The sequence below is a fragment of the Streptomyces sp. NPDC093018 genome, assembly GCF_040684035.1.
Classification (GTDB): domain Bacteria; phylum Actinomycetota; class Actinomycetes; order Streptomycetales; family Streptomycetaceae; genus Streptomyces; species Streptomyces murinus.
The window spans coordinates 332,018-346,172 of sequence record NZ_JBFBFF010000004.1; the positions used below are offsets into that span (position 1 = coordinate 332,018).

A 14,155-nucleotide genomic window follows, 5' to 3' on the forward strand; every position below is an offset into this window, starting at 1 on the left:
CCCATGACGAAGGATGTCGTCGCTCTCACCAGGAACATGCCCGACCCGCTCAGCGTGCTCGCGGCGCTGCTCGCCGGCGGCCCGGACGTGCTGGCGGGCGCCGAGGGGGGCGGCGCGGTGGTGCAGCTCTGCGACGATCAGGGCCGCCCCCTGGTCTCCGTCGAGGCACCCCTGCTGGTGCAGGTCAGGGGAGAGGCGCAGCGGCTGCTCGGGGCGAGCGAGCCGGAGGTGCCGTACTGGTGGACCGAGGCCCGTGCCACCACCGGCGTCAAGCAGGCCGAGGAACTCGCCGGGGCCTTCGCGGCCCGTATCGCCACCCTGGTCGGCGGCACCGCCTGGCCGCGGGAGGCGGCGCACTCGCTTGCGGTGGTCAAGACCGACGGGATACGCGCGATGCCGACCCCGGCCGCGGCGCAGCCCGCCGTGGACGTGCTCACGGACCGGGTCGCCGTGGTGATCCAGGACCGCCCGGTGGTCGCGATGACCGCCTGGCTCTCGGATGCCTTCCGGGCCGTCGCCGAAGCCGAACTCGGCCTGCAGATCGTCACGCCCGCCGGTACGCGGTTGTCCGCGGCGGTCCGCAACAACCTGCCCGGCCTGCCCTCGCGCTGGGTGGTGCAGGACGAGAAGGACGGCTACTACGACGGCCTGTCCGGAGCCGTGCTGCACTGGGACAGCGGCATGTTCGCGCCGGTCGCGTCCCCCGACCCGGAGGCGACACCGGAGGACCCCCGCACCCCGATGGCGGACGCGTTCGCGCCCACGACCGCGGATGACGGCGAACGCCAGCTGGCCGTGTCCTTCCGGGCGATCCACCCGGCGGACGAACGGCTCGTGCTCGGCGGCGCGCTGGAGGCCGTATGGCGTGAACTCACCGGTGAGCCGCCGGCCGGCTGGGGCACCGAGGAGCCCGCCAACCTGCCGTGGTCACCGCGCCAGTTGACGGATGTGGCGTACGAGCGTGCTCCCCGGCCGACCTGGCTGGTGGCCGTCGGCAGCCCGGAGCGCCCGGGGCTTGCGACGGTCCGGATCAGCCGTACCGAGGGCGGTGTCGAGGAGGACGTCACGCTGGCGTTCGGCTACGGCCCGGGGGAGGAGATGCCGACGGAGGCCGAGGTGATCCGGGCGGCCGAGGTCCTCGCCACCCGGCACGACCTCCAGTCGATGCTGGTCCAGGTCCGCAGGGCCCGCCGTGACCTGTCCGTACCCCCGCGCTTCGAGGGGCCCGGTGTCCCGTACGCCTTCGTTCTGGGCGCCGACGAGGTGCGGGAGATGCCCGGCGACCGGGCCCGGCGCACGCCGTTGCCCCAGCCGCCGCGCGGGCTGGGCCCGAAGCGCCGTCCGGCGCTGTACTACCCGTTCCCGGGCAATCCCTCGGACCTCTCGGGATGGACGGACTTCGAGCGCCTGATGAGCCACCTCAAGGGGCTCTGACGCGAGGGACTCAGACGCCCGCCTTCACCGGCTCCCGTTCCTTGTTCTGCCGTTCGCGGGCCAGTTCGGTGGCGTCCTGGAGGAAGGCCCAGGCCATCTTGGGCTCCATGGCGAAGCGGAACACCCGTTGCACCGGCTTGGTGCACAGGACGCTGACGGTGGCCACCGCGAGGACGGTGACGACGGCCGAGCCGTAGTCGCCGTAGCGCTGGGCGATGTCGAAGCCGCCGAGGAAGAGCACGCTCTTGATCACGAAGCCGTGCAGCAGATAGCCGTACAGGGTGCCCGCGCCGAGCGCCGTGAACCAGGTGCGGCGGCCCGGCACCCAGGCCAGGAAGCAGGCGGTCAGCAGCACCGCGCAGCCGAACATGGCCAGCGTCATCAGCGGCCCGATCCACCACGGGGCGCCGAGTTCCTGGGCGGCGTTCTGGCGGTAGAACCAGTTGTCGTTCATGTGCGGCGCGGTCCACCAGCCGATGGCCAGGGCCGCCGCGAACACCGGCAGCGACAGAATCCGCATCCGGCGCGTACGCATCAGCGTGAAGTGCTCCGGCTTCAGCAGCAGTCCGAGGACGAAACACGGCAGGAACTGGAGGATCCGGCCGAAGTCCAGGGTGCCGTCCACCCCCGGGGTGACCGATCCGATCATGGCGAGGCCGAGCGCGATCGGCAGCGGCCAGCGCACCAGCTTCCACAGCGGGCTGGTCATCCGCCACACGAACAGCGCGAGCAGGAACCACGTCAGGTAGTACGGCGAGAAGAGGTTGATCGGGCCGTCCATGTGCCCGGCGTACCGCTTGAACAGCGAGTAGGCGAGCTGGAACAGCACATAGGGCACCGCGACGCCGGTGACCAGGCGCTTCAGCCGGTCCGGGCGCATGTCGAAACTGCGGGAGAAATAGCCGGAGATGACGATGAACGCCGGCATGTGGAACGTGTAGACGACGTTGTACAGGTCTTCCAGGGCCCGGTTGTCCGTCTTCAGGGGGGACCAGGAGTGCCCGATCGCCACCAGCGCGATCGCCAGGTACTTGGCGTTGTCGAAGAACGGATCGCGCTCTTTGCCGGGTCTGACCGCCTTCGCCTGCTCCTCCTGCGGGCGCTGCGGGGCACGCGGTCCGGGCACTCCGTCCGCCGGCGACTGTGCCGGGGGGAGCGGCCGTGGGTTCTGGCCGGGGGACGAGGCGGCGTCAAACATCTCAGGCACCCTAGCGTCGTCGGCGGGATTTCGTAAAACCCCCCTAGTCATTCCTGGTATCGCCTTCGTATGCCCCGGGATTTCCCGAACTTGCCTCCCCCGGGCACGTGATGATGCACACACAGAGGTCCGCCGTTGGCCCCTGATGTGCCGATTCATCCCCAATAATTGGGGCATACCGCACCTCGGCGCCCTCCGGACGTCGTCAAGGTGTCATCAATTCGAATTACCTGCACACGAGATGTGTGGACACGGAAACGAACTCGCACAATTACGGCCGGAGTCCCGCGCGCCCGTCCATCGAATTGCAGTGCGGTCCGTCCCCCGCGCCGGGACGGCCTGTCCGACATCCTGTCAGCGGCCGCATGGAGCAGGCCTGTTGGTGGCACGATGGTTCTGGCGGGGGTGCGGGCCGTACCCCCGGGCCGGCAGAGGGACCGACCGAGGGTTGTGATCAGTTGTGGCCATTTCGCTGTCCGTAGTGGTGCTGTTGGCGGTCATCCTGGTGGTGCTCATAAGAGGGAAGAGCCTCAAGGCGGGACCGGCCCTGGTGGCCGTGCTCTTCGGCTTCTTCCTGGCCTCCAGCGGCATGGCGCCGTCCATCCAGCGGTTCCTGAACTCGATAGCGGACTCGATCTCCTCGATCAAGTTCTGACAAGTTCCGGCCGCCGGACGATCGAGTTCCGACCGTCGGATCCCGACGGGCCGGCACCCCCGGTGCCGGCCGCCGCCCGCGACGCGGGTTCCGTCACGCGACGCGGGTACCGCTGGCGGTGACGCGGGTTCCGCTAGTGGTACAGATGCCGCTGCTCGGCCGGCTGTCGGCTGATGAACACCAGGCGGTCGAAGTCCACGGCCACCCCGCGCAGCAGCAGGTCCACCAGCGCGCGCGCCGAGGACGCGTCGACGGGTGCCTCGCCGAACAGCGCCCGCCGGTACACCACCGACGCGAGCAGGTCCACGAACAGTTCGGGGTCCACGTCCGGCTGGAGGTCCCCGCGCTCCACGGCCCGCCGCACCGCGACCGCGGCGGCCGCCCGGCCGGGCTGCACGAGGCTGCCCAGCAGGTACTCATGGAGCCCGGGGTCGGCGGAGCAGTCGGCGATCAGCGGCGCGAGCACCCCGGCCGGCAGCCGCTCGTGCAGCACCTCGGCGAGCAGCCGCACGCTCTGGTGCAGATCGCAGCGCGTGCAGCCGTTGTCCGGCGCGGGCGGTACGACGAGGACCGAGGCGAGCGCGTCGATCACCAGGCGCTGCCGCTGGGGCCAGCGGCGGCGGATCGCGGCCTTGCTGGTGCCCGCGACGGCCGCCACCTTCTCCAGCGCGAGCGCGCCGTAGCCGTCCTCACGCAGCAGCCCCACGGTCGCCGCCAGCACCGCCGCGTCGATCGCCGGGTCCCTGGGCCGGCCGCCGGCCGCGGGGCTCACGCGGCGACGTCCTCGGGGTACCAGCGCAGCTCCACGGTGTTTCCCTCGGGATCGCGCACATAGACCGACTGGGCGGAACCCCGGGCGCCCCATCGCGGCACGGGCCCCTCGATCACGTCGAAGACGCCGGAGCCGACGACCTCCTGCCAGTCCAGCGGGTCCACCACCAGGCAGATGTGGTCGACGTTGGACTCGCCGCGCGGCCGCTCGAACAGGTCGATGACCGTCGTGGCGCTGACCCGCACCGACGGGAACGACACCTTCCCGGCCCGCCACTCCTCGACCCGCTCACCGGCGAGTCCCAGTGGCCCGGTGTAGAACGCCAGTGCCCGCTCGACGTCCGAGACGTTGAGCACCAGATGGTCGAAGTCCTTGATCCGCATGGTGATGCCCCCTGTTGTGGCCGTTCCCAGTTATGTTCCGTACCGGTACGGAACATAACTCATAGATGGCGGAACGACAAAGGCCCAGGGAGAGGAAACAACCTCTCACCTGGGCCTTCGGCATCCAGAGCGGGCGACGGGAATCGAACCCGCGTAGCTAGTTTGGAAGACTAGGGCTCTACCATTGAGCTACGCCCGCAGCGCTGCGCCGCAGGTCGAGGACCGCGGCACTCAGGCATCGTAGCGGGTCGTCCGCCGCTTGGGCCAACACGTTCGTCTCGCCGGACACCACGCGCCCCGCCTCGAAGAATGCGGCCGACGCGGGCCGCCGGGCCATGTACCCTACGTGTCGCACACAGACGGGGTGTGGCGCAGCTTGGTAGCGCGTCCGCTTTGGGAGCGGAAGGCCGTGGGTTCAAATCCCGCCACCCCGACCATCGATCGGCCTTTTCGCCGAGTCCTGGCCGAGTTCCGGCCGTGTCCGCCGGCGGCGCCGCGAAGATCGCCTTTTGGGGCGCCGAACGCCTGCGGTTACTATGCAAGCTGCACGCCCGTGTGCCCCGGCCCTCACGGCCTACGTACTCCTCCGGGCGGCGAATCCGCCGGACCTGTCTGGCTCCGGCAGAACCCAAGCAGTCAGCCACAAGGAGACCGAACCGTGAAGAGCGCCGTGGAGACCCTGAACCCGACTCGGGTTCGGCTCACTGTCGAGGTGCCCTTCGAGGAGCTCAAGGACAGCCTCGACGCGGCGTACAGCAAGATCAACCAGCAGGTCACGGTGAAGGGCTTCCGCAAGGGCAAGATCCCTGCCCGCGTCATCGACCAGCGGTTCGGCCGCGGTGCGGTCCTGGAGGAGGCGGTCAACGACGCGCTTCCGAAGTTCTACACCGAGGCGGTCAACGAGGCCGAGCTGAGCCCGCTGGGCCAGCCCGACGTCGACATCACCGAGCTGAAGGACGGCGAGACGCTGAACTTCACCGCCGAGGTCGACGTCCGCCCGGCCCTCGAGATCCCGGACTACTCCGGCATCGAGGTCGAGGTCGACGCCATCGAGGTCACCGACGAGGACATCGAGAAGTCGGTCGAGCAGCTCCGCGAGCGCTTCGCCTCCACCGCCCCGGTGGAGCGCGCCGCCGAGGACGGCGACGTCGTCACCATCGACCTGGAGGCCAAGGTCGACGGCGAGGTGCTGGAGGACGGCATCGCCAACGGCGTCTCCTACACCATCGGTTCGGGCGAGCTGCTCGACGGCATCGACGACGCCGTCAAGGGCCTGTCCGCCGGTGAGGAGGCCACCTTCACCTCCGAGCTGAAGGGCGGCTCCGCCGCGGGCAAGGAGGCCGAGGTCTCCGTCAAGGTCACCCAGGTCGCCAAGCGCGAACTGCCGGCGCTGGACGACGAGTTCGCGCAGCTCGCCTCCGAGTTCGACACGCTGGACGAGCTCAAGGCCGACAGCCGCAAGCGCCTCGCGAACATGAAGGAGTTCGACCAGGCCACGCAGGCCCAGGAGCGCGTCCTGGAGAAGCTCCTGGAGCTGCTTGAGGTGCCGGTCCCCGAGAAGCTGCTCGAGGACGAGGTCAACACCCGCAAGCACAACCTGGAGCACCACCAGCTCGGCCAGATGGGCCTGACCCTCGACAAGTACCTGGAGATCCAGGGCAAGACCGCCGAGGAGTTCGAGACCGAGACCCGTGAGGCCGCGGTCAAGGGCATCAAGACCCAGTTCGTCCTGGACGAGCTGGTCAAGAAGGAGCAGCTGAACGTCAACCAGGAGGAGCTCACCGAGCACCTCATGCGGCGTGCGGCCTCCTCCGGCATGTCCCCCGACCAGTTCGCCCAGGCCGTCGTCGAGGGTGGCCAGGTGCCGCTCCTCGTCGGCGAGGTCGCCCGCGGCAAGGCCCTGGCCGTCGTGGTCGAGGCCGCCACGGTGAAGGACACCAACGGCGAGACCGTGGACCTCGGTGACGAGGACGAGGAGACCGAGGCCGCCGAGGCCGAGGCCACCGAGGAGACCACCGAGGCCTGAGCTGCCCCACGGCACCTCTGACGCTCGTACGACGGGCCCCCGGGACCTTCCCCGGGGGCCCGTCGGCGTACCCCGGCGTGGCCGGCCGGCCCGGGAGCCCGTCGTCGCACCGGCGAGGACAAGCCATTCCCGCGTACGACCCGCGCCCGGCACCCCGCTCCGCACCCGGCCGCACCTGGCGGAGCGCTACGCCCCCGGCGAACAGTCGCTACTCCGGGATTCCCCGAACGTGCCCGAGCGTTAGGGTCCATGAGTACGGGGGCAGGGGAGTCTCCTGAAACCCCCGAACCTCCGGCAGGACGACTGAGACGGCTCGGCGCCGTCGTGAGACGACCAGGTGGATACGTGACGAATCTGATGCCCTCCGCCGCCGGCGAGCCCTCCATCGGTGGCGGCCTCGGCGACCAGGTCTACAACCGGCTGCTCGGCGAGCGGATCATCTTCCTCGGCCAGCAGGTCGACGATGACATCGCCAACAAGATCACCGCTCAGCTGCTGCTCCTTGCCGCCGATCCGGACAAGGACATCTACCTCTACATCAACAGCCCCGGCGGCTCGGTGACGGCCGGCATGGCGATCTACGACACCATGCAGTACATCCCGAACGACGTGGTCACGATCGCGATGGGCATGGCGGCCTCCATGGGCCAGTTCCTGCTCACCGGCGGCGCCGCGGGCAAGCGCTTCGCCCTGCCGCACGCCGACATCATGATGCACCAGGGCTCCGCGGGCCTCGGCGGTTCGGTCACGGACATCAAGATCCAGGCCGAGTACCTGCTGCGCACCAAGCACCGCATGGCGGAGCTGACCGCGCTGCACTCCGGCCAGACCTTCGAGACGATCACCCGGGACGCGGACCGTGACCGCTGGTTCACCCCGGAAGAGGCCAAGGAGTACGGTCTCATTGACGAGATCATCACGAACGCCTCGGGTGTTCCGGGAGGCGGCGGCACCGGTGCCTGACCGGCCCGGCCACGCCACGCACCGCCACCACCCACGCCCCCAGAACGCCACCAGGACGGTGAACATCCCATGAGCAACTTCCCCGGCGCGGCCAGCGGCCTGTACGAAGGTCCCCGGCCCGACGCGCGCTATGTGATCCCGCGCTTCGTCGAGCGCACCTCCCAGGGCGTCCGCGAGTACGACCCGTACGCGAAGCTCTTCGAAGAGCGCGTGATCTTCCTGGGCGTGCAGATCGACGACGCCTCCGCCAACGACGTCATGGCGCAGCTGCTGTGCCTGGAGTCGATGGACCCGGACCGGGACATCTCGATCTACATCAACAGCCCGGGCGGCGACATGACCGCCCTGACGGCGATCTACGACACGATGCAGTTCGTGAAGCCCGACATCCAGACGGTGTGCATGGGCCAGGCGGCCTCCGCCGCGGCCGTGCTGCTCGCCGCCGGCACCCCGGGCAAGCGCATGGCGCTGCCGAACTCCCGGATCCTGATCCACCAGCCGGCCGGTTCCAGCGGCCGCGGGCAGCTCTCCGACCTGGAGATCATCGCCAAGGAGTTCACCCGGATGCGCGAGCAGCTGGAGAACATGCTGGCCAAGCACTCGAACCAGCCGCTGGAGAAGGTCCGCGAGGACATCGAGCGCGACAAGATCCTCACGGCCGAGGAGGCGCTGGAGTACGGCCTCGTCGACCAGATCATCTCCACCCGCAAGCTGAACAACGCCGACGTCCGCTGACGCGGAGCGGCGCGCTCTCAAGCCCCCCGCGGCAGGGCTCACGGCAAGTGAACCCTGCCAAGGGGGGCCCGAACATCGGGCCCGGCAAGGTACCGTCGGACATAAGGCAGCACCAGGAGCCGCTGGAACGCAGTGTCCAGGCGGCTCCCAGGCGAAGGGGAAGCACACCGTGGCACGCATCGGTGACGGCGGCGATCTGCTCAAGTGCTCGTTCTGCGGCAAGAGCCAGAAGCAGGTCAAGAAGCTCATCGCAGGGCCCGGTGTGTACATCTGCGACGAGTGCATCGATCTCTGCAACGAGATCATCGAGGAAGAGCTGGCCGAGACCAGCGAGGTGCGCTGGGAAGAGCTGCCCAAGCCCCGCGAGATCTACGAGTTCCTCGAGGGCTACGTGGTCGGCCAGGAGGCCGCCAAGAAGGCGCTGTCCGTCGCGGTGTACAACCACTACAAGCGGGTCCAGGCGGGCGAGAACGGCGGCGCGAGCGGCCGTGACGACGCCATCGAGCTGGCGAAGTCCAACATCCTCCTGCTGGGCCCCACGGGCTCCGGCAAGACCCTCCTCGCCCAGACCCTGGCGCGCATGCTGAACGTGCCGTTCGCCATCGCCGACGCGACCGCGCTGACGGAGGCGGGCTATGTCGGCGAGGACGTGGAGAACATCCTCCTCAAGCTCATCCAGGCCGCCGACTACGACGTCAAGAAGGCCGAGACGGGCATCATCTACATCGACGAGATCGACAAGGTGGCCCGCAAGAGCGAGAACCCGTCGATCACCCGGGACGTCAGCGGCGAGGGCGTGCAGCAGGCCCTGCTGAAGATCCTGGAGGGCACCACGGCCTCGGTGCCGCCGCAGGGCGGCCGCAAGCACCCGCACCAGGAGTTCATCCAGATCGACACGACGAACGTGCTGTTCATCGTGGGCGGTGCCTTCGCCGGTCTGGAGAAGATCATCGAGTCGCGGGCGGGCGCCAAGGGCATCGGCTTCGGCGCGACGATCCTGTCCAAGCGCGAGCTGGAGGCCAAGGACGTCTTCGAGGACGTCATGCCGGAGGACCTGGTCAAGTTCGGCATGATCCCCGAGTTCATCGGCCGGCTGCCGGTGATCACCTCGGTCCACAACCTGGACCGCGAGGCCCTGCTGCAGATCCTGGTCGAGCCGCGCAACGCGCTCGTCAAGCAGTACCAGCGCCTCTTCGAACTCGACGGCGTGGAGCTGGACTTCGAGCGCGAGGCCCTGGAGGCCATCGCCGACCAGGCCATCCTCCGCCAGACCGGCGCCCGCGGCCTGCGCGCCATCATGGAGGAAGTCCTCCAGGGCGTGATGTACGAGGTCCCGTCCCGCAAGGACGTCGCCCGCGTCGTCATCACCGCCGACGTGGTCCTCTCCAACGTCAACCCGACCCTGATCCCCCGGGACGCCCGCGGGCGGGGTTCGGGGGAGCAGAAGACGGCGTAAAGGTCTGTTCAGCGAAGTGCCCGGCCGCGCGATGCGGCCGGGCACTTCGGCTTGTCATCCGGCGAACCGGCTCGACTCGGAGCTCACGTGTACGGGTTGGCGATGGCGTCGGAGTAGCACGACTGCAGGAGTTTGCTTCCGTTGAAGACTCCCACCTGCACCGATGCCGCGACAATGTGGCCTGAATCGGTGGCGGACGACACGAATTGGCTGGTCTTCCCATGCCCGTCGGTGTTCTTGTGCCAAGTCCAGTTGTGGATGCTGCCGTCGAGCCGTTGAGTGCGGAGACGGATCCCCACGGCGTAGCCGTCCCCATAGGTGTCCGTGACGTTGAGCTCGACGGGCTTCATGACGGTTTTGCTCTGGTACGACCATGAGCCAAAGCCGGTCGCCCGGAATGCCGGATACATCATCACACCGCATAAGGAGGTCTCTGCGGCCGAGGCCGGCGTGGACGCCAGGGGGATGGCCAGTGCGGCCACCGTCACAGCTGTTGCGAGAGTTGCACGGCGAAACATGATCACCTTTCCGATCAACAGGTGATCAATACTTGCCGTGCATGGGTGCGTATGTACGGGATTTCGATCTACCGTGACGCACGTCACGATGTGTGGCCAGGTGCTCGCTCCGCGTGTGCGCGGCAAGGGGGTGTACCCGTCGGGCGGTTCCCTTGCCGCGATGGGCACGCGGTCAGGCCTTCACGCGTACCTCGTTGCGGAACTTGGCCGCCAGTTCGGCGTCCGTCGCGGGGTCGCTCGCCCGGCCCGCCGCGAGGGTGGCGACGTCCATCGGCATGACCATGCCGAGCGTGCTGTGGTCACCCCAGATGCAGAAGTCGAACGACATCTCCTTGGGGCCCGTGCTGTCGGTGTTCGCGCCCTTGGCCTGCTGGCACTTGAGGATCGCGCCGTTGAGCGAGGCGGGCTTGTACGCCTTCGGCTCACCGACCAGGGTGTACTTGTCGGTGCTGTCCTTGGAGCTCTCGGCCTTCATGTAGGCGAACATCGCGTCGACGGTCTTCTCGGGGTCGTCGATCGTCCCGTAGACGCCGCCGAACTCGATCATCTTCTGGCCCAGCGGGTTGGAAGCGTCCCCGGACTTGTACTCGGCGCTGACGTCCTGCGGATTGTGCACGCCCCACTTCTCGGCGTCCTTGAGGTCGCTCGAGGTCATGGTGTCGCTCTTGCTGGAGTCTCGCTTGTACTCCGTCAGCACCGTCGCCGGCGTTATCAGCTTGTGCGCGCCGTCGTTCGCGACGGTGCTGCTGCCGTCACCGCCGCCGAGCAGGAAGACCGCGCCCACCACGATCGCCGCCACGACCACGACCGAGCCGATGATCAGGCCGGTCTTCTTCTTGCCGCCACCCGGCTGGGGCGGCTGCGGCATGCCGCCGTACGGCTGCTGCTGGCCATAGGGCTGCTGGCCGTACGGACCGGGCTGCTGGGGCATCCCCGGCTGCTGGGGGTAGCCGTACCCCGGCTGCTGCGGCGGGGCCTGCTGGGGGTAGCCGTAGCCGGGCTGCTGCGGGGCCTGCGGCGGCTGCCCGTAGGGGCCGCCCTGCGGCTGCTGTCCGTACGGACCCGGCTGCTGCGGCTGCCCGTACGGACCGGGCTGACCCGGCTGTCCGTAGGGACCCGGCTGCTGGGGTGGCTGGCCGTACGGGCCCGGCTGGTTGTTGCTCATCTCTGGGATCCCCCTAGGACGCTTATATGTCCCTGACATCCTGAACCAGGCCGAAGAACCGCAGGGCACCGGGGGCCGCACCGTTACAGAACAAACGCGTTTCGGGACCGGCCCGTGACCCCTCTAAACTGACCCCTGTGACCGAGAACGCTCAGCAGCAGCCACCCGCGCCCGACACCGAACTGCCGACCCAGTACGCGCCGGCCGATGTAGAGGGGCCGCTGTACGAGCGCTGGGTAGAACGGGGGTACTTCGAGGCGGACGCGAAGAGCGAGAAGCCGCCGTACACCGTCGTCATCCCGCCGCCCAACGTCACCGGCACCCTCCACCTGGGCCACGCCTTCGAGCACACGCTCATCGACGCCCTGACCCGCCGCAAGCGCATGCAGGGCTACGAGACCCTGTGGCAGCCCGGCATGGACCACGCCGGCATCGCCACCCAGAACGTGGTCGAGCGCGAGCTCGGCAAGGAGGGCAAGTCCCGCCACGACCTGGGCCGCGAGGCCTTCGTCGAGCGCGTCTGGAAGTGGAAGGGCGAGTCCGGCGGCCAGATCTCCGGCCAGATGCGCCGCCTCGGCGAGGGCGTCGACTGGTCCCGTGAGCGCTTCACCATGGACGAGGGCCTCTCCCAGGCCGTCCAGACCATCTTCAAGCGTCTGTACGACGACGAGCTGATCTACCGCGCCGAGCGCATCATCAACTGGTGCCCCCGCTGTCTGACGGCCATCTCGGACATCGAGGTGGAGTACCAGGACGACGACGGCGAGCTGGTCTCCATGAAGTACGGCGAGGGGGACGACGCCATCGTCGTCGCCACCACCCGTGCCGAGACGATGCTCGGTGACACGGCCGTCGCCGTCCACCCCGAGGACGAGCGCTACCAGCACCTGGTCGGCAAGCTCATCAAGCTCCCGCTGACCGACCGCTCCATCCCGGTCGTCGCCGACGCCCATGTCGACCCCGAGTTCGGCACCGGCGCCGTCAAGGTGACCCCGGCGCACGACCCGAACGACTTCGAGATCGGCCAGCGCCACGACCTGCCGTCCATCACCGTGATGGACGAGCACGCCGTGATCACCGTGCACGGCCCCTTCCAGGGCATGGACCGCCTGGAGGCCCGCTCCGCCATCGTCGCGGCCCTGCGCGCCGAGGGCCGGATCGTCGCCGAGAAGCGGCCGTACGTCCACTCCGTCGGCCACTGCTCGCGCTGCAAGACCACCATCGAGCCGCGCCTGTCCATGCAGTGGTGGGTCAAGGTCGGCCCGCTCGCCAAGGCCGCGGGTGACGCGGTCCGCGAGGGCAAGGTCAAGATCCATCCGCAGGAGATGGAGAAGCGGTACTTCGACTGGGTCGACAACCTCCACGACTGGTGCATCTCGCGGCAGTTGTGGTGGGGCCACCGGATCCCGGTGTGGTACGGCCCCGAGGGCGAAGTCGTCTGCGTCGGCCCCGGCGAGCAGCCGCCCGCCGGCGAGGGCTGGCACCAGGACACCGACGTCCTCGACACCTGGTTCTCCTCCGGACTGTGGCCCTTCTCCACGCTGGGCTGGCCGGAGCAGACCGAGTCGCTCGCGAAGTTCTACCCGAACTCCGTCCTGGTCACCGGCTACGACATCCTCTTCTTCTGGGTCGCCCGGATGATGATGTTCGGCCTGTACGCGATGGACGGCACCCCGCCGTTCCACACCGTCGTCCTGCACGGCATGGTCCGCGACCAGTTCGGCAAGAAGATGTCGAAGTCCTTCGGCAACGCGGTCAACCCGCTGGACTGGATGGACAAGTACGGCAGCGACGCCCTGCGCTTCACGCTGGCCCGCGGCGCCAACCCGGGCGTCGACGTGCCGATCGGCGAGGACTGGGTCCAGGGCTCGCGCAACTTCGCCAACAAGATCTGGAACGCCACCCGCTTCGCGCTGATGAACGGCGCGACGGTCGAGGGCCCGCTGCCCGAGGCGTCGAAGCTCTCGGCGACGGACCGCTGGATCCTCTCCCGCCTCAACTCGGTCGTGGCCGAAGTCGACGCGCTGTACGAGGACTTCCAGTTCGCCAAGCTGTCGGACGCCCTCTTCCACTTCGCGTGGGACGAGGTCTTCGACTGGTACGTCGAGCTGTCCAAGCCCGTCTTCCAGGCGGGCGGCGAGCAGGCCGAGGTCTCCAAGCGGGTCCTGGGCGAGGTCCTGGACGTCACCCTGAAGCTGCTGCACCCGGTGGTCCCGTTCGTCACGGAGACGCTGTGGACGACGCTGACCGGCGGCGAGTCGATCGTCATCGCCGAGTGGCCGACCGACAGCGGCTTCCGTGACGCGGTCGCCGAGCAGGAGATCTCCGCGCTCCAGTCCGTGATCACCGAGGTCCGCCGCTTCCGCGCCGACCAGGGCCTCCAGCCCGGCCAGCGGGTCCCGGCCCGGCTGACCCTGGACGGCACGGCGCTGGCCCCGCACGAGGCGGCCATCCGCCAACTGCTGCGCCTCCAGCCGGAGGGCGACTCCTTCACGGCGACGGCCACCCTGCCGATCGCCGGCGCCGAGGTCGCCCTCGACCTCTCCGGCACGATCGACGTGGCCGCCGAGCGCAAGCGCCTGGCCAAGGACCTCGCGGCCGCCGAGAAGGAAAAGGCCCAGGCCACCGCCAAGCTGGGCAACGAGGCGTTCCTGGCGAAGGCCCCGGACAACGTGGTCGACAAGATCCGCACCCGCCTCGCCAAGGCGGAGGACGACATCACCCGCATCCAGTCCCAGCTGGAGAAGCTGCCGCAGGCGTAAGGGTTCGTACGACGTCGAAGGCCCCGGTACCGACCAGGCACCGGGGCCTTCGACCACCCTTGTCAGTGGGGCTCCGTAGACTGGGACC

At 68.9% G+C, this 14,155-nt stretch carries 12 protein-coding genes and 2 tRNA genes; 8 read left to right on the forward strand and 6 right to left on the reverse strand.

Annotated elements, in window-relative coordinates; translation table 11 throughout:
• The first annotated feature begins 3 nt into the window (after positions 1-3).
• Positions 4-1,434 (forward strand): DUF6177 family protein, encoded by a 1,431-nt coding sequence (locus AB0N90_RS12110; RefSeq protein WP_365195352.1) that lies wholly within the window; start codon positions 4-6, stop codon positions 1,432-1,434.
• Between the two features lie 10 nt (positions 1,435-1,444).
• On the opposite strand, the gene AB0N90_RS12115 is transcribed toward AB0N90_RS12110, so the two are convergent.
• Positions 1,445-2,632, reverse strand: a complete 1,188-nt coding sequence (locus AB0N90_RS12115) for an acyltransferase family protein (RefSeq protein WP_361668127.1) — start codon at positions 2,630-2,632, stop codon at positions 1,445-1,447.
• A 460-nt stretch (positions 2,633-3,092) separates the two neighbouring features.
• On the opposite strand from AB0N90_RS12115, the gene AB0N90_RS12120 reads away from it, so the two are divergent.
• On the forward strand, positions 3,093-3,287 hold the full coding sequence (locus AB0N90_RS12120) for a hypothetical protein (protein WP_037651818.1): 195 nt from the start codon (positions 3,093-3,095) through the stop codon (positions 3,285-3,287).
• A 133-nt stretch (positions 3,288-3,420) separates the two neighbouring features.
• Here the strand turns inward: AB0N90_RS12120 and AB0N90_RS12125 are convergent, their stop codons facing one another.
• From AB0N90_RS12125 to AB0N90_RS12135, 3 genes are all read right to left on the reverse strand, one after another.
• Positions 3,421-4,059, reverse strand: coding sequence for a TetR/AcrR family transcriptional regulator C-terminal ligand-binding domain-containing protein (locus tag AB0N90_RS12125; protein WP_365195356.1), 639 nt, complete (start codon positions 4,057-4,059; stop codon positions 3,421-3,423).
• Positions 4,056-4,442 (reverse strand): VOC family protein, encoded by a 387-nt coding sequence (locus tag AB0N90_RS12130; RefSeq protein ID WP_361668121.1) that lies wholly within the window; start codon positions 4,440-4,442, stop codon positions 4,056-4,058. Before AB0N90_RS12130 ends, AB0N90_RS12125 begins: the two co-directional genes overlap by 4 nt.
• A 128-nt stretch (positions 4,443-4,570) precedes the next feature.
• Positions 4,571-4,641, reverse strand: a tRNA-Gly gene (locus tag AB0N90_RS12135).
• A 161-nt stretch (positions 4,642-4,802) separates the two neighbouring features.
• On the opposite strand from AB0N90_RS12135, the gene AB0N90_RS12140 reads away from it, so the two are divergent.
• From AB0N90_RS12140 to clpX, 5 genes are all read left to right on the forward strand, one after another.
• Positions 4,803-4,879: transfer RNA gene (locus tag AB0N90_RS12140), tRNA-Pro, on the forward strand.
• Positions 4,880-5,100: 221 nt separating this feature from the next.
• Entirely contained in the window at positions 5,101-6,468 is a 1,368-nt protein-coding gene (gene tig, locus AB0N90_RS12145; RefSeq protein ID WP_365195359.1) for a trigger factor, read from the forward strand.
• A gap of 357 nt (positions 6,469-6,825) precedes the next feature.
• A complete protein-coding gene (locus tag AB0N90_RS12150) occupies positions 6,826-7,431 on the forward strand; it encodes an ATP-dependent Clp protease proteolytic subunit (RefSeq protein WP_085568519.1) in 606 nt (201 codons plus the stop codon).
• 69 nt (positions 7,432-7,500) lie between these two features.
• Positions 7,501-8,166 carry an ATP-dependent Clp protease proteolytic subunit gene (locus tag AB0N90_RS12155; RefSeq protein ID WP_037651827.1) on the forward strand — a complete coding sequence of 222 codons (666 nt, stop codon included), beginning with the start codon at positions 7,501-7,503 and terminating at the stop codon, positions 8,164-8,166.
• A gap of 169 nt (positions 8,167-8,335) precedes the next feature.
• Complete coding sequence (gene clpX, locus AB0N90_RS12160) at positions 8,336-9,622, forward strand: ATP-dependent Clp protease ATP-binding subunit ClpX (protein WP_037651828.1); 1,287 nt, start codon at positions 8,336-8,338, stop codon at positions 9,620-9,622.
• 83 nt (positions 9,623-9,705) lie between these two features.
• Here clpX and AB0N90_RS12165 read toward each other — a convergent pair whose 3' ends face one another.
• Positions 9,706-10,158 carry a hypothetical protein gene (locus AB0N90_RS12165; protein WP_365195363.1) on the reverse strand — a complete coding sequence of 151 codons (453 nt, stop codon included), beginning with the start codon at positions 10,156-10,158 and terminating at the stop codon, positions 9,706-9,708.
• Positions 10,159-10,312: 154 nt separating this feature from the next.
• Positions 10,313-11,305 (reverse strand): hypothetical protein, encoded by a 993-nt coding sequence (locus AB0N90_RS12170; protein ID WP_365195366.1) that lies wholly within the window; start codon positions 11,303-11,305, stop codon positions 10,313-10,315.
• 137 nt (positions 11,306-11,442) lie between these two features.
• On the opposite strand from AB0N90_RS12170, the gene AB0N90_RS12175 reads away from it, so the two are divergent.
• Positions 11,443-14,067, forward strand: a complete 2,625-nt coding sequence (locus tag AB0N90_RS12175) for a valine--tRNA ligase (protein ID WP_361668111.1) — start codon at positions 11,443-11,445, stop codon at positions 14,065-14,067.
• Positions 14,068-14,155 lie beyond the last annotated feature (88 nt).

Excerpts from the sequence above, each read along its gene's own strand:
- AB0N90_RS12110 (WP_365195352.1), top strand. The coding sequence starts at position 4 with ATGACGAAGGATGTCGTCGCTCTCACCAGGAACATGCCCGACCCGCTC.
- AB0N90_RS12115 (WP_361668127.1), bottom strand. The coding sequence starts at position 2,632 with ATGTTTGACGCCGCCTCGTCCCCCGGCCAGAACCCACGGCCGCTCCCC.
- AB0N90_RS12130 (WP_361668121.1), bottom strand. The coding sequence starts at position 4,442 with ATGCGGATCAAGGACTTCGACCATCTGGTGCTCAACGTCTCGGACGTC.
- AB0N90_RS12150 (WP_085568519.1), top strand. The coding sequence starts at position 6,826 with ATGCCCTCCGCCGCCGGCGAGCCCTCCATCGGTGGCGGCCTCGGCGAC.
- AB0N90_RS12155 (WP_037651827.1), top strand. The coding sequence starts at position 7,501 with ATGAGCAACTTCCCCGGCGCGGCCAGCGGCCTGTACGAAGGTCCCCGG.
- AB0N90_RS12170 (WP_365195366.1), bottom strand. The coding sequence starts at position 11,305 with ATGAGCAACAACCAGCCGGGCCCGTACGGCCAGCCACCCCAGCAGCCG.